This window comes from Rhodococcus sp. MEB041, from assembly GCF_030208955.1.
In the GTDB taxonomy this organism is placed as follows: Bacteria; Actinomycetota; Actinomycetes; order Mycobacteriales; family Mycobacteriaceae; genus Rhodococcoides.
Window position 1 is genome coordinate 43,100 of the sequence record NZ_JARVSZ010000006.1, and the last position, 19,689, is coordinate 62,788.

The following is a 19,689-nucleotide window of genomic DNA, read 5'->3' on the forward strand; positions in this document are numbered from 1 at the left end:
CACCTCGTCCGCCGCGAACAGGGACGGTGTATCAGTCATGCAGACCCCGACCGGTGGCCGGCCGCAAGCTCGTGAGAGCCATGCACCAGATCCTCGACGAGCCGCTTCGTCACGCCCCGGCCTGGACCGACCGAGGTCCAGTGCCGCTTGTCGAGATAGCGCCCGGCCGTGATCGAGTCGTGGTCATGTCGCAGTGCGACAGCGTGATGCGGGGCCACCTTCACGGTGATGATCTGCAGATCCGGGTCGTCGTCGGTCACGATGAGGAACACCTTGTCACCCACCTTCCAGACATCCAGATGCGGAGTGAACGGATGTCCGCGGCTGACATCATCGAGTGTCGCCGCAGTGTCGCGGGCAACCTGATGCACCTGCGCACCTGACAGTGTCACCGGTACGCCGGATCCGTACGGAGCAGACCGCGTACTTCCGTCGGTGAGTGGCGGCGCATCATGTCCTGTCTCCCTTCGGACGGTGTGGATCGTCGTGCGTCACGACGTACGCGCGATACTCCTCGACACGTGTTCGCCCGAGGCCCGTCACGTCGTCTGGAGGGCTGGCACGACGCGTTCGGGGCGTCCGAGGGCTCGATACTCGACATTACTTGGCTGGCCACGCATATCTGTGTAGAGTACGTGGCTAGCCAAGTAAATCGTTGACGAGTCACGGGCAACCGATGGTCGTCATCACCATCGACGTAACGAGCCTGCCGTGCGTATGACCGAAGACATGATCGATCCATCGTTGCGCATGCCGAGCCGCGGGTTCGACGCGGCGGCACCGTGGACCCGCCCGGCGAAGGAGGCCAAGGCGTGGTTCCTGGAGCGGTTGGTCGAGTACACGGCGCGTCACCGCGCATCGCAACCCGATCCCGCCGTCTGACAACAGAGCACGACCGATCCCACTTTTCCGCAAGAAAAGAATAAGGAGACACCATGAAAGCCATTCGTTTCGACCAGTTCGGCTCGACGTCGGAACTGCACCTCGTCGACGTCGACCCACCGCAGCCCGGGCCCGGCCAGGTCCGCGTCCGTGTCCGCGCTGCGGGGGTCAACGCGCTGGACGGGAAGATTCGTTCGGGTGCGATGAACGCGGTCTTCCCCACCCCGCTACCGGCCGTTCCCGGCGCCGAGGTGGCGGGTGTCGTCGACGCCGTCGGCGACGAGACCCACGGCCTCTCGGTGGGCGACGAGGTATTCGGCTGGTCCGACACCGGAAGCTACGCCGAGTACGCCCTCGCCACCACCGTCGCGATCAAACCGGGCGCCCTGGGCTGGGATGATGCCGTTGCACTACCTGTGGCGGGCGCTACCGCACAGCGAGTGCTCGATCAGCTCGCCGTCGTCGACGGCGACACCGTGCTGCTGCACGGCGCGGCCGGCGCTGTGGGAACCATCGCCGTACAGCTCGCCGTCGCCCGCGGTGCGCGCGTCATCGTCACCGCGGGACCGGGGAATCACGACTACCTGTCCTCCCTGGGCGCGACACCCACCACGTACGGGGAAGGGCTCGTCGACCGAGTCCGCGCACTCGCTCCCGAGGGTGTCGATGCGATCTTCGACCTCGCTGGGAAAGGCGCGCTCGAGGACTCGATCAGCCTGCGCGGAGGAACGGACCGCATAGTCACCATTGCGGACTTCCGTGCCCACCAACTGGGGGTCGCCTTCTCCGCCACTCCTGCGGAACGGTCGACCGGCCTGCTCGACGACTTGGCGCGCGCCGCGGCCGCCGGAACACTGACCACGACCGTCACGACGTTTCCTCTTGCACAGGCATCCGCTGCCCTGGACCTGAGCGACTCCGGTCATGTGCGCGGCAAGATCGTCCTGTCCGTCGACTGACGCGTCGACGACCCCGCTCGACAGCACCGACAGAATGGTGACATGCCCGAGCCCACATCACCGCTCCCCGCATCCTTCAACGGCGGACAGGTGAGTTACACGATCTTCGAACTCGCTCGCGCCCACCGCGGCTACGCCTCGACTCTGCTGCGCGGCCTCGAGCTCCACCCGGGCCAGGAATTGATACTCATGCACCTGCATCACCGCGACGGGCAGACGCAGTCCGAACTCGTCGCCAGTGTGGGCGTCGACCACTCCACGATGTCGAAAGCATTGCGGCGCATGCAGGACACCGGCCTCATCGTTCGAGAACCGGCCGAACACGACCGGCGAGTCTCGGTCGCACACCTGACACCCAAGGGTGAGGCGATGCGTGAACCCATCGCCGCCATGTGGCGCGAGCTCGAATCCGTCACCACACGCGACCTCACCACCCAGCAGGCTGCGTCACTCCTGACCGCGGCCCACGCCATCATCGATTCCATCCGAGGCCGGACGACACCGGACGGCCCGGATGAAAGAGGCACACCATGACCACCACACCCCCACCGCACCTGTCCTCGTCGTCGGCGCGACCGGAAACCTCGGCGGACAGGTCGTCGATGCGCTGCTCGACATCGGCAAACCCGTTCGCGCATTGGTCCGACCCACCACCGATGCCGGCACGCTCGAAAGTCTCGGCGTGGAGATCGCCCGCGGCGACATGCTCGACGTCGACTCCCTGGTGACGGCGATGACCGGCGCCGACGCCGTCATCACCACTGCAGCCGGCTACACCCGAGGCGGTAAGAACGCTGACGACATCGACACGATCGGCAACGCCAATCTGGCCGAGGCCGCGCACCGCAGCGGCATCCGAAAGTTCGTCCTGACCAGCATTCTCACCAGCGACCGCACTCCCGACGTGCCGCACTTCTGGCACAAGAAGTTGGCGGAGGACCGTCTGGAAAGTCTGGGGGTGCCGTTCGTCGCGCTGCGCCCTGGTGCATTCCTCGATCAGATCGCCACCATGGGTGGTGACCCGATCAGCAAGGGCCGCTTTCTGTGGGTCGGCAACGCAAACACTCCACTGACATTCGTGTTGATCGCGGACCTCGCCCGCTACCTTGCGGCAGCAGTCGACGCGGACACCGAGGTCGGCGAACGCATCGACGTCGGATGGGACCGGCCCGTCGGTGCCCGAGAAGCCGCGCGCCTCCTGAGTGACGCCATCGGACAGGACATCTCGGTACGAGCGATCCCGGCACCGCTGGTCCGCGCGGCCGGCACGGTCACCAGCCGCTTCGTCCCGATCATCAAGGACATGGCCGCGATGTTCAGCTGGTTCGACACCGGCAACTACGTCGCCGACATCACCCGCCAGACCGAACTGTTCGGACCCGCCCCGACCGCCGAGGACGCCACCCTGCGACTCGGTCACAGGCTTACGTCGAGCTCGAGGCGCTGAGCGGCCACACTCGATGCACGTCCAGATCCGGTTCGAGATCTGTCCGTTCACCGGGTGGTTCTCCACGGCAGCCGGAGAAACGTGTGGTGAACGGCAGGAAATTTCAGGGGTGAGCGGCCGTGTGCGCGTGTGGAATCCGGCGGCGAACGTGACACTCCCGTTCGACCCGGGCTGGGGAGGTTTCATGGATCGTGACCACAGTGTTCATTCTGCGCACGTTCGAGATGCCTGAACCCTTGTGAGACAGCAGTTCACACGGGGTATTCCCAGTCTGACAGCTCTCACCGCTGGAGATGGAGCCTCGGTGCTCCGTCATGGCGCTTCTCATTTCCAGAGAGCTATCGCTGTCGTATCGGTACCGTCAGAGCGGTGATCGAACTTCCTACTCCGCCTGTGTTGTCGGACCCTCGCACGGAGGTGAGGACGTCGTACCTCGTGGGCGAGCTGGCTGACATGCTGCATCGTGGGCGGAGCACGGACTGGTTGCGGGCGGCGAGCCTCGACTTCGATACGCACGTGGCCGAGCGGGTAGGAGTGCGCGATCGATGGGGTGTCCCTTCCCAGGTGTGGTGGTACACATCGGGTGAGTTCTACCTCGGCTCGCTCGTGCTGCGACACCGTCTGACCGACGACGAGGGTGGCGGCCACATCGGCTGTCACGTCGTGTATCCGTGGCAGCGGCGTGGGCACGCCACACGCATGCTGCGAGCCGCACTGGGTCGATGCTCCCGAATGGGCATCACCCGCGCATTGCTGACCGTGGCTCCCGACAATGTTGCCTCGCTGAAGGTCGTAGAACGCAACGGCGGTGTACCCGACGGGGTGAACCATGAAGGCGAGGCGCGGTTCTGGATCGACACCTCGGTGTCCCTGAAGCCCTGTAACCCTGAAGCCCCGGGACCCTGAGATTCGCGAGTCGCCGCGACCGATGATGGCGAGAAGGGGCCAGTACTTGGAGATCGGGCCTTTCCGCGGTTGGCCGGGGTTTCGGCGCGCCGGTGGTGCCATACGCCATCCGCGTGAACTCGGCCCAGTCGTGAGTGTGGATCACCACGTCGTTGTCGTGACCCTTGTAGATACCCCCGTCCGATTGTTGCGGGGGCTTGGTTGTAGGTGGACGTGGGTGGTCAAGGGCGCAGGATTATCCACGACGGTCGGTGGACCTCCGGAGACTTCTATGGACGGACACCGCTCGCTTCACGTCGACGTCGGAGGCGTGGAGCGTGCTGACTGCGCCCCGCACAGTGCACCGCTCGCTTCGGAATTCTCACCTGTTCACTGTTTCTGCGTGTTGTCGTGTCGTTGGCGTTGTCTGGTTCCGTAGGCGGCTTCCTCGACTGCGTCGTCGTCTTCGAGGCCGGATCCGAGGGCGCCGCCGATGGTGGCGATGGAGGCGAGGAGCCAGCTGAGTTCGAGGTAGTCGGCGGTGGTCGCGTCGTGCCCGAGGGTCGAGGACAGGACGTGCGCTCGGAGGGAGAGCCAAGCGGTGAAGAGCAGCAGACCGAACAGGGCGATGTGGAGGACGACGACACCGATGGTCAGGGTGATGACGGTCGCGGTGTTGTACAGCCTGGAGCGTTCGCGTTCCTCGTCGGATCCGGACCGTTCCCACAGTTCGTGATCGATGACGAGCCAGAGGATGAGCGCCACCGTCGACAGGATCGTCGCCGCACACAGGCGCCATCCGCCCATGGTGTCGGCGAACCACCAAATGGTGCTGGTGGACAATGCGAATGCGCCGGTGGCGAAGGCGCCGACGAGCACTTTGGACAGGCCGGTGACCAGCCGCCAAGGCCGGTTGGCTCGCACCGTTCCGGAGACCAGTCGGAGCGTGCGCAGTCCCTTCGGTGCGAGGTACCGGGTGCCGGTTTCGTGCTGTTCGGCGGGGAATCGTCTCGCGGCGCTCGTCGGTGCGAGTTCGGGTTCGCCGAGGATGCGTGCAAGGGCGAGTTCGACGACGGTGGTGACGCGTCGAGTGAGGTCGATGCCGCCGACGGCGGCGATGGAGATCAGTGCGAACTTGTGATCGGCGCTGACCTCGCCGATGACGGGGACGGTGTTGTCGCGGCGGGGGAGGTCGGTGAGGTAGACGACGATGTCCTCGTGGTCGGAGTCGATGTCGACGGTGTCGATCACGTCGTCGAGTGAGGCGTGTTCGTCGGAGACGAGGGGTTGTCGGCGCACGGTGGTGGTCCATCGGCGGGGCGGTGATCCTCGTTCGGTGAGGCGTCGGGGTAGGTGGTCGGAGAGGTGCTCGGCGAGGTCTGCGGGTTTGCCGGGGTCGGCGATGAGCAGTACCGATACACCGTCTCCCGCTGGGCGGGTGGGTCCTTTTCGGTGTGGGTCGTGGTCGGTCATCGCCCGGTGCCACCCGGTTGAGACAAGTCGAAACGTCCGAAAGACGAGCAGACCGTCAGACCGTCAGCTGTGACCTCCGCCAGGGAGCTGACCGACGACGTGTGCGATCACCCGCGGGCGACCCGACTGCAGTGACGCCGATCGTCAGCTGACCCCAGGGTCGCAGAGGCTTCGGTGCGGCGAGAATGTTCACTACAGGGGGGTGGTTCCGTGAGTGGCGGGGGCGGGACGCCCGAGGTGATACCCCTGCAGCAAATGGGCGCCGAGACGGCGGACGGTGCGCAGTTCGGCATCGGACTCGACGCCCTCGAACACCACGGTCATGCCGAATTGCTCGGCAAGGGTCACGGTGCCGGCAGCGATGGCTGCACGCAAAGGATCGGTGTCGATGTCGTGGGTGACGAACGCGTCGATCTTGATCATCTCGGGTCGGACGGTGATCACCTGCCGGAGCCCGGACTGCCCGGCGCCGACGTCGTCGAGGGCGATGACCACACCGGCGTCGCGTAGGTCGTTGACCCGTGTGAGGACGGTGTCGATCTCGTGGATGTGGGTGCGTTCGGAGACCTTGAGGATGATGCGGCGATGTCGGGCGGCGTGGCGCAGCGGCTCGGCGAGCAGAGGGTCGTCGGTGAGCGCGGCGGGGGAGAGGTTCACCGCGAGGAACATTCCCGGCGGGAACGATGCCGCTTCGTTCAGAGCGGAGAGCAGCGCGGCGCCTTCGAGTGCCCCGGACAGTCCGCTCTGCGCTGCGGTGTCGAACCACTCCGCGGGGCACGCGGTTCCGGTGGGGAACCGCGAGAGCGCTTCGTAGCCGACGACGTTCAGGTCTGCGGCGTCGACGATGGGTTGGAACACCATGGTGGGTCCGCCGCGACGTACAAGGTCGCAGATGTCATCAGCGGTGACCGGCCGCTGCTGGGCGCGGCCGGGGCGGCTTCCGTCCCCGTCGAAATCAGTCACCGGGAACGCTTGCTCGCACACGGCGCCGCACCGGCGGGCGGAACGAGCTCACGTGGACTGCAGTCGGCGGCGCATCGTGTCGGGTCTGAGAGATGAGGACGTGGTACCCCCCATTCGCAGAACGGATGAACCACCCCTGAAAGGGTGACAAGCACAAACTCTGCTGGCCATGCTCGCCGTAGGCATGACGTCCCGTCACGCCGAAAGCGGCACGCCGGAACCGGCTACGCACCGGGACGGTGGGGACACGCGTGGTGATTGCCGAGGACGGCTCGGGAACTGACACCCTCCGAGTAGCACCGACGATGCGGCCCTGCTCACGATGCCCATTCCCGGGCAGCGTCGCGGCGACCTCGCCGCCGAGAACCGGGGCGATATATTCGGCCGGCCCCGATTCGTTCAGCATGTCAGCAGTGAAGCAGGCACCCGCGCCAGGCAATGCGTCGGGTCACGACCACTCCTGAGCCTCATGCCCGATTGCACGAAGATCGTCGACTCGCTCAGTTCGGGGAAATGCCGGAGGCGTGCTCGTGCGCCACCTGTGAAGTCACCGGACGAGAGGAATGGCGGCCCTCCGGCCCTGCCCGCACGCCGCCTCCGATCTGATGTGCGGGCAGGGCCGGATCCCCCGGTAGGACGCGCCGCGACCCTCCCGCGACACCGGGACAGTCGTCACCACGCAGCGAGTTCGCCGGGGGCCGGTCGAGGTCGCCGGCGAATGGTGACCCGCGATCGACATGCACTGGTCGGACCTTTGAGAATCATCCTCTCTCGGTGCGGTCGAGAATCAATCGAGTGGCTTCTCGAGGTGCGTCCCACTGCGGAAAGTGACCGCACCGCTCGAACCAGTGCAGAACGGCATCGGGGAACAGTTCCGATGCGCGTGTGGCTTGCCTCGGCACTGTCACCAGATCTCGTCGTCCCCAACCGATCGTGACCCGCCCGGGCACTGTGCCGGACGGTGCGCCTTCCTGCTTCGGCCCGTGGATGAGGGCGTTCAGAGCGGCCCCGGTCGACGGGGAGTCGGCGAGCCCGCGCACGTCGGGCAACACGGTGTCGCGCGAGAGTGCCCATGGCCGCGCGGACAATTGAGCGAGCAGCAGGGTCCTTCCCGCAGGGTTGCCGAGAAGTGCAGGTAGGAAACGCCGCAACATGTTGACAAGGGCTATGGACGGCCGGAGTGTGGCGCCGAAGACAGCACGTTCGCGGTCGCTCCAGAAACCGCCGGGGTCGAGTGCCACGGTGTCGCCGCCGACTCCTCGCCGCGCGAGTTCGAGGACGATTCGACCGCCCATCGACTGACCGGCGGTGGAAATGCCACCCAGATCGTGTTCGCGAATGAAGTCCGCGACGGAGTCGGCGAAAGCGGCAATCGACACGTCGCCTGTCAACGGCGGCGTGTCGCCGAACCCCGGCAGGTCGACCGCGATGACGTCACGGTGTTCCGCCAGTTCGTCGATGATCGGGGACCAGGATCGCCATCCGACGCCCAAGCCGTGCACCAGTAACAGCGGGCTGCCATGTCCGAATCTGACATAGTTGAGCGTCATATAGTTGACAGTACGCGAATGCCCGGTCGACGCAGGGGTTCCGGAAGACCGATGGCACCCGCTCGCCCAGTGTCCAATTCAACCTTTCGCCGGGTACCGACTGTTCGGGGCCACGTCACCGAGTTCGCGGCCGAGTCACCTTGGTACGACCGGGACAGCACCACGGTCGGATGGTGGGCGGGTGCGACCGGGTACGCGTTCGCTGATGACCTCGAGATGTCCCGGAGGCGACAGCGCGTCTTCGCGTTGCGGCTCGTCCCGCGGTGAGAACGCAGGTGCGCCGAGGCGGTCGTCATCGGGCTGTCCTGCTGATCGCGTGTGTGCAGCAAGTCCAATTGCAGGTACTTGTCTCGGTCGTCGAGACCGCGTGCGCGAAACAGTCGGTCGGCTTCCTGTGAGGCGGTTCAGACGATAGTCGTCCGGCCCATCACGTCGCCGTCCCCGACCGGCCCCGAAATTCGACCACCGTGGACCCCCACCCCAGGCTTCCGACACGTGCGTCGGCACCGAGGGACTCGGCAATCAGCTCGCGCACTTCGGCTTCGGTGCGTCGCCCGGATCCGTACAGGCACAGTCGGACCAAGTCGTCTTCGGTGTCGTGATCGTCGGTGGTCGCCGGGTCGAGCACGTCGGTGACAAGGACGACCCTGCGCGCGGACGTGGCCAGCGTCGAGAGCAGTAGTCGCGCATCGGTATCGGGGTGGGCGTCGATCAGGTCGACGGCGATCGCAAGGTCTACGGGGGATCCCGAAGGGGTGATATCGGTGGAGTCGATGCAGTGCACCGCACCGCGCCGTTCATGGGCCACGTCTGCCAGGTTTCGGCGGTTGCGGTCGGGATGTCCGACGAGCGCGATCTCGAGGTCGGGACGTTCCCGTACGAGGGTGTCGGCGTAGACGCCTGCCCCGTCGCCGTGGAGTGCGACCGTCCGGACTCCGTCGAGATCGACCGCGTCGGGCAGTGCGGGAGCGCGGTAGACAGCGGAGAACGCCGCTTCCTCGTGGAACTCGTCCGCGACACCGGGCTCGGCCATCTTGTCGGCGAAACGATGTGTCGCAGCGGGTGTCCCGGTCCGGATTGTCTCGGTGAGTCCGAGGAGCGACAGTTCGAGTCGGGTGTGGATCCTGTCGTCGTGCAGCGATTGGTTGAGAAACGCGTCCGGGTCGGCGAGCAGGGACCCCATCTCGGTGAGGGCGCAACGCTGACCGTCGGTGGTGAGAAGATCGAGCAGCACGAGGTGCCGCACCAGCTTCGCCGTGGCGCCGGGGTGAGTGCTGCATGCTGCGGCGATCGCGTCGACGGTGTCGGCGCCGCCGTCGACAGCAGCGAACACCCCGAGCGTCACCGCGGTCCTGATCACCAGCGGGGTCGCCAGGTCCGCCATCTCGTGCAGGCGCGCCGCGGCGTCCCTCGCCTGGCCGCTCTCGGCCGGGGACGCGTCCGTTCGTTCCTCGCGTCTACGCCAGTACCCGGCGATCTCGACGAACTTCTTGTCGATCTGCTTGTCTAGCTTTGCCCATCGACGTAGTGGCGTGATGGTCTGTGCTTCGCCGGCCACCCACAGGTACGGCTGCCCGGGTCGCCACGGCGCCGTTCGGACCGCGTCGACGAGCCGGGAGTCGCCTACGGCTTCGGACCGGTACAGCCAGGTGATGTCGACGTCGGCAGCCGAGCGCAGTTCCTGTCGGTGCGAGCGCTCGGCCACTTCGACGACCACCGTCGCCGGCAGATCAGCGGGCAGCATCTCGAGGCAGCGCGCGATGGCGGGCAGGGCGGTCTCGTCGCCGGCGACGAGCATCCAGTCCACCTCGCGCGGCAGGCTCGCGGAGTGTTTCGGTCCGGCGATCAGCACCGTGTCGCCGGGCTCCACCGTCCGGGACCACGTCGCTGCGAGTCCGCCCTCGTGGGCTGCGAAGTCCAGCACCATCTCTCGCTCGGCCTCGTCGAACCTGCGCACGGTGTACGTGCGTGCGTACGGGAACGATCCTGCGGGCCAGTCGACGGTGCCGTCGTCCTGATTCCTGGGTACCGGGAACGGCAGGGTCCCGGTGACCGGGTCGACCGGAAGAATCTTGACGTCGTCGTCGAATCCGGTGGTCCGCACCGGAGGCAGCTTGACACCGTCGCGCACGTGCCGGTCCATCGACGGCCCGCCCACCACGACCCGTCGCATCCCGGGGGTCACGTCCTCCACCCGCAGGACATCGAGTTCTCGCATGCAGATCGGAAAGACCTGAACGTCGCGCACTGTGCCCGCCATAGGAATCCCTACCTCCTGATCCGTTCTCACCGAGTGGCACTGCTACGCGGCGAACGTCTGCTGGATCTGGTCCAGCGTGGCCATGACCCCGTCGTAGTCGGGTCGGTAGCTCGTCGCCGGAAGTTCGTGGACAGTGCTCGCGGCGAAGGCCGGCAACACCGCGTAGGCCGGATCCTGCTTCAGCTGCTCGAGGGTGCGCCCGGCAACCGGGACGACGAACATCACCGGGGCGGTGGCGACGGAACCGAGCAATTCGGGGCTGACGATGAACGAGTCCCCGGAACCGTACAACTCCGGATTCCCGGCCTTGGTGAGAATGTCGTCGGCTTCGAAACCGACCTCCGACAACAACGTCGGCAATGCCGCGGTCTGCGGAATGAAGGAGGGTTCATTGGTGCTCAGCGACAGGAAATATGCGACAGGAGACCCGGGAACGGTGATGGAGTCCCTGACATCGGCGACCTTGTCCTCGTATGCCTGCAGGAGAGAGTCGACCTTGTCGCTCTCCCCGGCGGCGTCGGCGACTGCCGCGAGTTCGCCTTGCCAGGTGGTGACCGTGGACGGGATCAGCACGGTGGGTGCGATCGCGGCGAGCTGATCGTAGGCATCATTGGCCAGGATGGCGGAGTAGCCCTGCCCGCCACCGATGATGAGATCAGGTTCGGCCTGCGCAATGGCTTCGATGTTCAGCGATTCCCCCGCCGGCAGTTCCACTGTGCCCCGGGCCTCAGCCTTGTCGGCCCACTGTGGAGGGAAGCCGCCGTCGAGGTTGGTCACACCGAGCAGTCGGGTGTCGGTGATGGCGACGGGCGCGTCGAGTGTGTAGAGGTATCCGGCGAATCCGGCGGAGAGGACCGCGATGCGCTGGGGGTCGGCGGGCACGGTCACCTCTCCTCTGTCGGTGGCGATCACGCGGGTCTCGCTCGATGTCGGCACGACAGTTGCAGCGGTGTCGTCGGCGGTCGAACTGCACGCGGACGCGCCGAGGACGACGAGCGCCATCGACGCAGCGGCGACGAGGCGGACGCCTCGCCGGCGAAGGGGGGAGTGCACCATGGCGAATCCTTTCGAGAGCACTGTCGTGCGTGTCATGGTTGTGTCGAGGCCGCGATACGCACCTCGTTCCGAGGGCGGGCGTACACGGCGGTCCGCGCGCCGTCGATGTCGTGGACGCGCACCCGGGTATCGAACACGTCGCTCAGGATGTCGTCGTGCATGATCGCGCCGGCGGGCCCGCTGACGACGATCCGACCGTCCCGCATCGCGACGATGTCGTCCGACCAGGCCGCTGCGAAGTTGATGTCGTGCACCACGAGCACGATCGTGCGCCCCAATTCGTCGGCCGCGCGTCGGAGATGGCCCATCATCGCCACCGAGTGCTTCATGTCCAGATTGTTCAGCGGCTCGTCGAGCAGGACGTACGGAGTGTCCTGCGCGAGAACCATGGCGACGAACGCCCGCTGGCGTTGACCACCCGACACCTGGTCGAGGTGGCGCCCGGCGAGGGTGTCGAGGTGCAGGAAGTCGAGCGCACGGTCGACGTGTTCGTGGTCGTGTGCGCGGAGTCGGCCGCCGCAGTGCGGGAACCGGCCGAACGAGACGAGCTCGCGGATGGTGAGCCGCGCGGTCAGGTGGTTGTCCTGGCGCAGCACCGAGACGATGCGGGCCAAGTCTCTCGTGGCCGTGTGCTGCACCACGGCGTCTCCGATGGTCACGGTTCCGGTGGTCGGCTCGAGCAGTCTGCCCATGATCGAGAGCAGGGTCGACTTGCCCGCTCCGTTGGGCCCGACGACCGAGGTGATGCCACCCTCTGCGATGGTGCCGCTGACCGGTCCGAGCACCGTCTCGCTCTGGTAGGTCTTGGAGACGTCCGAGAACGTGATCACAGTCTGCCTTTCCGGAGGACGACGACGAGGAAGAGCAGTCCACCCGCGAATTCGATGACGACCGTGAGGAAACCGGCCGCGTAGAACACGTGCTGCATGACGAACTGTCCGACGACGAGCGTGAGCATGCCGAGCACGAACGCCATCGGCAGCACGTACTGGTGCTTGTAGCTGCCGGTCACCTGATAGGCCATCGTCGCGACGATGAAGCCGAAGAAGGTCATCGGCCCTGCCAGCGCGGTGGAGAACGACACCAGCAGCGCCACCAGAACGAGCACGAGCGTCAGTTCACGCTTGTGGTCGACGCCGATGGTCGTCGCGGAGTCACGGCCGAGCAACAGAGCATCGAGCCGGAAACGCCTGCGCCACAACACCACTCCCACCGCGACGCACACCGTGAACGCGAGGGGAAGCATGTCCGGATCCACCCCGCTGAGGCGACCGAACAGGCGAACGGACAGCAGGTCGTACTCGGTGGGGGAGAGCAGTCGCTGCAGAAACGTCGAGAGGCTGTCGAAGGCCAGTCCCAGGACGACGCCGACGAGCAGCATCGTGAAGAGACTGCCGAGGCGACCGGAGAAGAGCCAGCGATAGAGGACCGTGGCGAACAGGACCATGGTGAGGGTCTGTGCGATCACTTTCGGGGTGCCGTCGGTCCGAGCGATGACGGAGCCGCCGAAGACGTACACCATGACGGTCTGCATCAGCACGTACAGCGAGTCGAAACCGACGATGGACGGAGTGAGCAATCGGTTGTCTGTGACGGTGTGGAAGACGACGGTGCCGAGCCCGTGGGCGAAGGCCGCGACGGCCATGGCGCCCAGCATCGTGGCGCGGCGTTCCACCGCGAACTCGAAGGAACCCCGGACGAACAGGAGAAGGAAGCAGGCGATCGCCCCCGCCAGCACCGCGGAGGCCACGAGAAGTCGTCGTCGCGGACGTGGTCTCGAGTCGGCGCGCACCGGCGTCGGCATCGAGGGTGATTCACGCAAGAACATGACGTCGCTGCCTCACCACGAGAAGTACGAAGACCGCGGCGCCGAGCGCGCCGAGAATCACCGAGGCCGGAATCTCCATGGGCGCGACCACCGTGCGCCCGATCAGGTCGCAGGCCAGCAGCAGTCCGACGCCCAGCACCGCTACCCACGGGAGGTTCCTCCGTACGTCGTCTCCCAGGACCATGGACACGATGTTCGGCACGATGAGGCCCAGGAACGGGATGAAGCCGACCACCACGCTGGTGACACCGGTGCACACCGCCACCATCGCGACGCCGAGCACGACGGTCGCGTCGTAGTTCAGTCCGACCGTGGTGGCGAGGTCCTTCCCGAGGCCGGCGACGGTGAAGCGGTGCGCGAGCAGGTAGACGAGCACGGCGATGACGACGACGGCCCATAAGGGTTCGTAGAAACCGCGCACGATGCCGCTGAATCCGCCGGACCGCCACGCGGACATGGACTGCAGCAGGTCGAATGTGCCGGCGAGGAAGGTGGTGATCGCGCCGACGACGGCGCCCAGCATGATGCCGACCAGGGGGACCACCAGTTGTTGTTCCAACGAGATTCGACGCAGGACGCCGACGAACAACATGGTGCCGACGAAGGCGAACGCGGTAGCTATCAGCATCTTCGGCATCGGCCCGAGATTCGGCGCCAGCAACAGGGCCGCGAGAATGCCCAGCCCCGCCCACTGGCTCGTGCCGGCGGTAGTGGGCTCGACGAACTTGTTCTGAGTGATCATCTGCATGACCACACCGGACACCGCCATCGCGACGCCGGCGAAGATCAATGAGAGGGTCCGCGGGACGCGGGAGATGAGGAACATCTCCCGCGCCACCGGGTCGGTGAGCAGTGTGCCGAGCGAGATGTCGAACTCGCCGACGAGCAGCGACGCCGCGACCAGGGCGGCGGTGACCACCGCCGAGCCCAGAAGTGCTGTCCTACGATGCATTCGAGAAGGCGTCCGCGAGCTGCTCGTACGTCTCGGCGTACGCCTGGATGCTCTCGCGCGTGTAGAAGTACGGATCGAGGTAGACGATCTGGTCCTCGGACGCGAACGTCGTGCGGGCGAACGCTTCCTGCGCATCGATCACCGACTTCGCCGGAGCTGCACCGGGTTCGCCGGCCGCGGCGTCGCGGTCCAGCACGATCATCCACTCCGGGTTCGCCGCGGCGACGGCCTCCGGCGCGAGGCCGGAGTCGCCGTGCACGTCGCCGGCCGCACCGGCGAAGACGTCGCGCAGGTTCAGTGGTTCGATGATCCGACCGATCCGTCCGGCACCGTTGTCGATCTTGCCGCCCGAGACGACGGACAGGAACACCGACTGGCCGGTGGTCCGCTCCGCCGCGTTGTCTTCGGCGGCGTCGAGAGCCGCGATGATCTCGGCCGCCTGCTCCTCGCGGTCGAAAACGACGCCGAGAGAGGCGGTCTGGCGCTTCAGCGACTCGACGTAACCACCCTCGGCATCGTCGGATGGCGCGATGTCCAGCGTGGGGGCGATGCGACCGAGGTCGTCGGTGTACTCCGAGAAGCGGTAGCCGCCGATGATGAGATCGGGTTCCGCTTCGTTCACGATCTCCAGGTTCGGCTCCCGGTGCGTCCCCACGTCGAGGATGGCGTCGTCGTCGATCCAGTCCTCGAACCCTTCGTACGGCATGATCGGCTTGGGCAGCGCCACCGGTTCGACGCCGAACGCGCGCAGGGTCTCCAGCGAGGTGTTGTCGAGGGCGACGACACGCTGCGGGTTCTGGGGGACCTCGACAGGTCCGGTGGCGGTGTCGATGGAGACGGTGGTGGCGGAGTCCGCGGACGTGGTGTCGTCGGTGCTGCAACTCGCGAGCGCGCTCACCGTGATCACGGTGGCGAGGAGGGCGAGGATCGGGGTTTTCGGGGTCTTCACGAGGCTCCAGAGGGTGTGATGTCTTGACCGAACCTTTACTCGCTGGAGCGTAGCGACTTAGGTAAGGCTATGCAAAAGTTCAGACTGCGCGGCGACGACGGCCACTGCTTCCAACTCCGTGATCGCGCTGACGACGATCACTGCGTGGCTCCAGCCGTTTTTAACATTGCCGCAGAAGTTCGGTCGTACCCACTCGGCGTGACTCGATCATCGGGCGACGACCGGGACCGGGGCGGCGCCGGCTCACCTCGGCGAGGGGTTTTTGATGGGTACACCTGCTTGATCCGACGGTATCGGAATCGGCACACTGCAGAGGAACCACTCGCCCGCGGTGCCACCTCCTGCATCCGGACCACGTTGCACCAGTCCTCATCGCGGTGGCCGCGAGGTACCCCGACGCAGACAGGATCCTGACCATGACCCGAGGAGCGGACCGACGCATCGCACCGATGGCGCCGGAACTGATCGCAGCGTGTTGGACGTCGGCGGGTGATGTCCGCCCCGACGCGCCACACCCTGTGAGTCCGATTCCGATCGCGGACCGGATCACGGCGGTATCCGATGCCGGGTTCGCCGGCATGGGGATCGTCGCCGCGGACCTCGCGGCCATTCGCGACGACATCGGACTACCGGCCCTGCGGAGCATGCTCGACGATTCGCCGTTGAGGTATGTCGAGATCGAACTGCTGGAACGGTGGTGGATCCCCAGAGGAGAGGACGGAAGCACCCACGACACTCGCGACCTGCTGCTGGAGGCCGCTGAGATCCTCCAGCCGACGCACATCAAGATCGGCTCGGAGAATGCGCCGCCTCGTGACCTGGCACCCGTGGTCGACGCGTTACGCGTGTTGACCCGCGAGGCCGCGGAGCGCGGCACCCGCATCGCCATCGAACCGATGCCGTTCTCGATCATCTCCACCATCCCGGACGGGGCCGACCTCGCCCGCGCCACAGGAGATCCCGCGTGCGGCGTGATCGTCGATGCCTGGCACGTCGTCCGGGCCGGCACCACCCTCGACGAACTGCGATCTTCCCTGACCGGCGACGTCGTGTTCGGTGTGGAACTCGATGACGCCGACGAGCACGTCGTCGGGTCGTTGTTCGACGACACGATGGACAACCGTCGACTGTGCGGTGAGGGAGTGTTCGACCTGAACGGACTGATCAGTGTTCTGCGCGAGGTCGGATACGACGGAACTTGGGGTGTGGAGATCTTGTCCGACGACTTCCGGCGCATGCCACTCGATCTCGCCCTCACCCGAGCGCACGAGAGCGCAGTCGCACTGGTGCATCCCCTGCCATGACGTCGGGTCGGCGAGGTCGATCCACTGTCAGATGATCGTGGGGAGTACACCGCCGTCGGCGCGAATGGCTGAGCCGTTGATGGCCGAGGAGCGAGGACTTTCCGGGAACGTGAGCAGGTCGGCTACCTCTCGCGCACCGGCTACGACGTCAGATCCTCCGACGGGACGCGCTGGGCGGCCGCGAGCCCCTCGCTCAGTGATCCGTTGCGTGTCGTATCGGGTGAGAACAGTCGCGGAAGGAAAGGCGCGGAACTCCCGCAGGACGAGGTGTCGTGGGGGAGTTCCGTCGAACAGTCGCCTTCCGTGTCCCCTCGCGAACGGGTGGACGAAGAGCCTGTACTCGTCGACGAGATCTGCGCCGATCAGGGCATGGCAGAGGTCGATACTTCCCGTGCAGACGATGTCGGAGCCGTCGAGTGCGGTGATTCGTCCGATCTCCTCGACGAGCGGACCCGACAACACTGTGGTGTTCGCCCACCCCGGATCCTGCAGCGTCGAGGACACCACGTACTTCGCGACGCGGTTCAGATGTTCCGCCACGCCGGTCGTGTCATCGGTTCGAGGTGCCCAGAAATCGCGCATGCCCTCGAACGTCTTCCGTCCCACGAGAAAGCCGTCGGATGCGTCGCGCTGAGCGGCCAACGCCCTGTCCATGTCGGGATCGTGACCGGCGCGCGCGAACCAGTCATCGGTAGCTTCGATCACCCCGTCGACCGTGATGTTCTGGGTCACGACAAGTCGTCGCACGACTCGATCCTTTCACGCGCGTGCTCAGCCACGGTCGACCGTGTCCCAGAACGCGCAGTGATGTTCGGCGCGGTGGTCGATCAGGTGTACCCCGGAGCCGGTGGCGGCATTGTCGAACTGCATGACAGTGGTCTCGATGCCGGTGGTGGCCGGCCACTCGGCACCGTCGGCAGGACCGGGTGTGCCGTTGTGGGCGAACGCAGCCCATGCCGCCACCATGGCGTCACCGAGCTCGCGTTGCCCTGGCCCCGTGAGGAGGTTCTCGCCGCCGAGATCGAACAGATACGGCAGGTCGGTGGCGTGCGCCGCGCCCTGCGGCATACCGGACGCCGACACTCCGCTGACATCGGGCGCACTGCGATCGGCGAATTCGTAGCTGTAGACCGGTGTCCCGTCGGCGGCGAGCTCACGGGCGCCACGGGAGGTCGTGCATGCCCAGGCGACGTCGGTGACCAGGGTCGCCCAGGCGACGGGCGCCGACTCGTAGTCCGCCAGCGGGTACTGCGCGCCGACGGATGCAGCGTCGGCGGGGAACGATGCTCGGATCAAGGACTGGTAGTTGTCCGCCGTGACCGCCGCGGGATCGGTCAGGAGCAGGCCGCCGATGAAGGAACGATGCTCGTCCCGGTTGCCGCCGGTCAGGACGGGCACGTGAAGCCAGTCTCCGGCCTCGACGGCGAGTACGGGTTCCTGTGGGAGCAGGTCGGTGCCGTAGGCCAACGGATTGCCGAACGACGCGGCTTGCCCGAGCAGGGCATCGACGGGTCGTTCTCGCAGGCAGCCCACCGGGTCGGGGTCGGTGCACCCGAGTGCAGTGGCGACCGCTACGCCCTGTGATTCACTGTCGGACAACGGGATCAGTGACGATGACGCGGGTAGTCCGGGGAACAGGGTGCCGGGGGGCCATGCGAGACGGCAGGAACCGGAGGAGAAGATGGCGCGGTCGATCAGTCCTTCGGCGGCCGGCGAGGTGAGCGCCGCGCAGGTGGAGGTTCCACCGGCCGACTCCCCGTAGAGCGTCACCGAATCCGGGTCTCCGCCGAAGGCCGCGGCATTGTCGTTGGCCCAGCGCAGGGCGGCCAGTTGATCGGCGAGACCGAAGTTGCCGGATCCTGCCAGGCTGGGCAGTCCAAGATATCCGAGCATCCCGAGTCGGTAGTTCGCCGAGACGACGATGACGTCACCCTGGTCGGCGAGCTTTTGCGCGTCGTACTGCGAGCCGGCTCCGCTGGTGAATCCGCCACCGTGCCACCACATCAGAATCGGACGGGGCTCGGCGCTCGCGCGTGCCGGGACGGTGACGTTCAGGAACAGGCAGTCCTCGTCGGTCGAGGAGACTGCCTGCGCGGTCTCGCCGGTCTGCGGACACGGTGAGCCCGCTCGCGTGGCGTCGAGGACCTCGTCGGTGTCGGGCACCGGCTCGGGAAGGGTCCATCTGCGGTCACCGGTGGGGGGTTGTGCATACCGCACGCCGAGATACTGGTGCGTGTTCCCGACTGCGACTCCCTGCAAGGTTCCGGTCGTGCTGTCCACCACCAGGTTCGACTCGGTGTCCGGTTCGGTCCCCGTCGAGGTGCACGCGGACACCATCAGAGTCGTGGCTGCAACGACGGCAGTGAGTGCGCGCCTCACGGGAGCGCCCGCGTGGCGGCGTCGAGGGTGTTCACGAGTTCGTCCGCGAGAACACCGGGGTCTGCTCCTGCTGCGGTGAGCCCGACCGCGGTGTCGAGAACGGCGCGGATGGTCAACGCCATGAGTGTCACATCGAAATCACGCATCTCGCCGGACACCTGACCTCGTCGGAGAAGATCGGCGACGGACATCATCTCGGTCGCGTGCTCGGGTCGCTCGTCCCGTCGCAGGCTGTCCTCGGTGCGGCTGGTGTAGATCGCCGTGAGAGCTCGAAGATGAATCGGGTGGCGGGCGTAGAAGGCGATGCTGCTCCGGACGAACGACGCCAGCCCGCGTCGCGGGGACGGGGCGGACTCGGTGTCGGGCTGCACTTCACGGCGGCCCAGATCGTAGATCTCGTCGACCGCGGCCTCGAACAGCTCTCGTCGCCCGCCCGGGAAGTGGTAGTTCACCACCCCACGGCTGACACCGGCGTGCTCGGCGATGCGTGAGAGTGATGCTCCTTCCACGCCCAGGTCGGCGAGTGAACGAATGGCAGCCTCGACGAGCTGCGCGCGTCGTGCCGAGCGGACGAACGTCTGAGTCATGATTCGAAATCTAGTAAGTGTGACCAGAATCTGACAGTACTGTCAGGAAAATTTGGACGGAAATGACTGCCGCAGCACATCTGTTCGACCATCGTGCGAACTCCTCCGCACCTACTCTGTGGTCGATCAACGTGGACATTGGGTTTTCCTAACAAAAACTATTGATAGGAGAACGTATCGTTGTTAGCGTGATGTGACACGCACTGGTTTCGCGG

19 protein-coding genes are annotated in these 19,689 nt (G+C 66.2%); 6 read left to right on the forward strand and 13 right to left on the reverse strand.

Going from position 1 to position 19,689, the window contains the following annotated elements; genetic code table 11:
* Positions 1-35: 35 nt before the first annotated feature.
* Positions 36-392: an MmcQ/YjbR family DNA-binding protein gene (locus tag QRN16_RS19465; RefSeq protein ID WP_350310219.1), complete on the reverse strand. Its 357-nt coding sequence runs from the start codon at positions 390-392 to the stop codon at positions 36-38.
* Positions 393-711: 319 nt separating this feature from the next.
* Here QRN16_RS19465 and QRN16_RS19470 point away from each other — a divergent pair, with 319 nt between their 5' ends.
* The 5 genes from QRN16_RS19470 to QRN16_RS21830 all read left to right on the forward strand — a co-directional run bounded on the left by QRN16_RS19470 (position 712) and on the right by QRN16_RS21830 (position 4,194).
* Entirely contained in the window at positions 712-882 is a 171-nt protein-coding gene (locus tag QRN16_RS19470) for a hypothetical protein (protein WP_285189214.1), read from the forward strand.
* Between the two features lie 53 nt (positions 883-935).
* A complete protein-coding gene (locus tag QRN16_RS19475; RefSeq protein WP_285189216.1) occupies positions 936-1,841 on the forward strand; it encodes an NADP-dependent oxidoreductase in 906 nt (301 codons plus the stop codon).
* A gap of 42 nt (positions 1,842-1,883) precedes the next feature.
* Positions 1,884-2,375 (forward strand): MarR family winged helix-turn-helix transcriptional regulator, encoded by a 492-nt coding sequence (locus tag QRN16_RS19480; protein ID WP_285189217.1) that lies wholly within the window; start codon positions 1,884-1,886, stop codon positions 2,373-2,375.
* Positions 2,356-3,288: an SDR family oxidoreductase gene (locus QRN16_RS19485; RefSeq protein ID WP_285189218.1), complete on the forward strand. Its 933-nt coding sequence runs from the start codon at positions 2,356-2,358 to the stop codon at positions 3,286-3,288. Before QRN16_RS19480 ends, QRN16_RS19485 begins: the two co-directional genes overlap by 20 nt.
* A 453-nt stretch (positions 3,289-3,741) precedes the next feature.
* Positions 3,742-4,194, forward strand: coding sequence for a GNAT family N-acetyltransferase (locus QRN16_RS21830; protein WP_350310220.1), 453 nt, complete (start codon positions 3,742-3,744; stop codon positions 4,192-4,194).
* A gap of 369 nt (positions 4,195-4,563) precedes the next feature.
* Here QRN16_RS21830 and QRN16_RS19490 read toward each other — a convergent pair whose 3' ends face one another.
* The 9 genes from QRN16_RS19490 to QRN16_RS19530 form a co-directional block, all read right to left on the reverse strand.
* Positions 4,564-5,646 carry a hypothetical protein gene (locus QRN16_RS19490; RefSeq protein ID WP_285189219.1) on the reverse strand — a complete coding sequence of 361 codons (1,083 nt, stop codon included), beginning with the start codon at positions 5,644-5,646 and terminating at the stop codon, positions 4,564-4,566.
* 192 nt (positions 5,647-5,838) lie between these two features.
* Positions 5,839-6,609, reverse strand: coding sequence for an EAL domain-containing protein (locus QRN16_RS19495; protein ID WP_285189220.1), 771 nt, complete (start codon positions 6,607-6,609; stop codon positions 5,839-5,841).
* A gap of 761 nt (positions 6,610-7,370) precedes the next feature.
* A complete protein-coding gene (locus tag QRN16_RS19500) occupies positions 7,371-8,159 on the reverse strand; it encodes an alpha/beta fold hydrolase (protein WP_285189221.1) in 789 nt (262 codons plus the stop codon).
* Between the two features lie 427 nt (positions 8,160-8,586).
* Positions 8,587-10,419: a siderophore-interacting protein gene (locus QRN16_RS19505; RefSeq protein WP_285189222.1), complete on the reverse strand. Its 1,833-nt coding sequence runs from the start codon at positions 10,417-10,419 to the stop codon at positions 8,587-8,589.
* A 42-nt stretch (positions 10,420-10,461) separates the two neighbouring features.
* Complete coding sequence (locus tag QRN16_RS19510) at positions 10,462-11,475, reverse strand: ABC transporter substrate-binding protein (protein WP_285189224.1); 1,014 nt, start codon at positions 11,473-11,475, stop codon at positions 10,462-10,464.
* A 32-nt stretch (positions 11,476-11,507) separates the two neighbouring features.
* Positions 11,508-12,305 (reverse strand): iron ABC transporter ATP-binding protein, encoded by a 798-nt coding sequence (locus QRN16_RS19515; protein WP_056449125.1) that lies wholly within the window; start codon positions 12,303-12,305, stop codon positions 11,508-11,510.
* Positions 12,302-13,303, reverse strand: coding sequence for an iron chelate uptake ABC transporter family permease subunit (locus tag QRN16_RS19520; RefSeq protein ID WP_285189225.1), 1,002 nt, complete (start codon positions 13,301-13,303; stop codon positions 12,302-12,304). The genes QRN16_RS19515 and QRN16_RS19520 overlap by 4 nt, the downstream gene beginning before the upstream one ends.
* Positions 13,290-14,255: an ABC transporter permease gene (locus QRN16_RS19525; protein WP_285189226.1), complete on the reverse strand. Its 966-nt coding sequence runs from the start codon at positions 14,253-14,255 to the stop codon at positions 13,290-13,292. Before QRN16_RS19525 ends, QRN16_RS19520 begins: the two co-directional genes overlap by 14 nt.
* Positions 14,245-15,204 carry a siderophore ABC transporter substrate-binding protein gene (locus tag QRN16_RS19530; RefSeq protein ID WP_285189227.1) on the reverse strand — a complete coding sequence of 320 codons (960 nt, stop codon included), beginning with the start codon at positions 15,202-15,204 and terminating at the stop codon, positions 14,245-14,247. Before QRN16_RS19530 ends, QRN16_RS19525 begins: the two co-directional genes overlap by 11 nt.
* A gap of 416 nt (positions 15,205-15,620) precedes the next feature.
* Here QRN16_RS19530 and QRN16_RS19535 point away from each other — a divergent pair, with 416 nt between their 5' ends.
* The gene (locus QRN16_RS19535; RefSeq protein WP_285189228.1) at positions 15,621-16,508 is read left to right on the forward strand and encodes a sugar phosphate isomerase/epimerase family protein; all 888 of its coding nucleotides are present in this window, start codon (positions 15,621-15,623) and stop codon (positions 16,506-16,508) included.
* A gap of 27 nt (positions 16,509-16,535) precedes the next feature.
* On the opposite strand, the gene QRN16_RS19540 is transcribed toward QRN16_RS19535, so the two are convergent.
* From QRN16_RS19540 to QRN16_RS19550, 3 genes are read right to left on the reverse strand one after another with little or no spacing between them, the layout of a single operon-like run.
* Positions 16,536-17,255, reverse strand: coding sequence for a dihydrofolate reductase family protein (locus QRN16_RS19540; RefSeq protein WP_285189229.1), 720 nt, complete (start codon positions 17,253-17,255; stop codon positions 16,536-16,538).
* 24 nt (positions 17,256-17,279) lie between these two features.
* The gene (locus QRN16_RS19545; protein ID WP_285189330.1) at positions 17,280-18,845 is read right to left on the reverse strand and encodes a carboxylesterase/lipase family protein; all 1,566 of its coding nucleotides are present in this window, start codon (positions 18,843-18,845) and stop codon (positions 17,280-17,282) included.
* Positions 18,846-18,883: 38 nt separating this feature from the next.
* On the reverse strand, positions 18,884-19,474 hold the full coding sequence (locus tag QRN16_RS19550; RefSeq protein ID WP_222647842.1) for a TetR/AcrR family transcriptional regulator: 591 nt from the start codon (positions 19,472-19,474) through the stop codon (positions 18,884-18,886).
* Between the last annotated feature and the right edge of the window lie 215 nt (positions 19,475-19,689).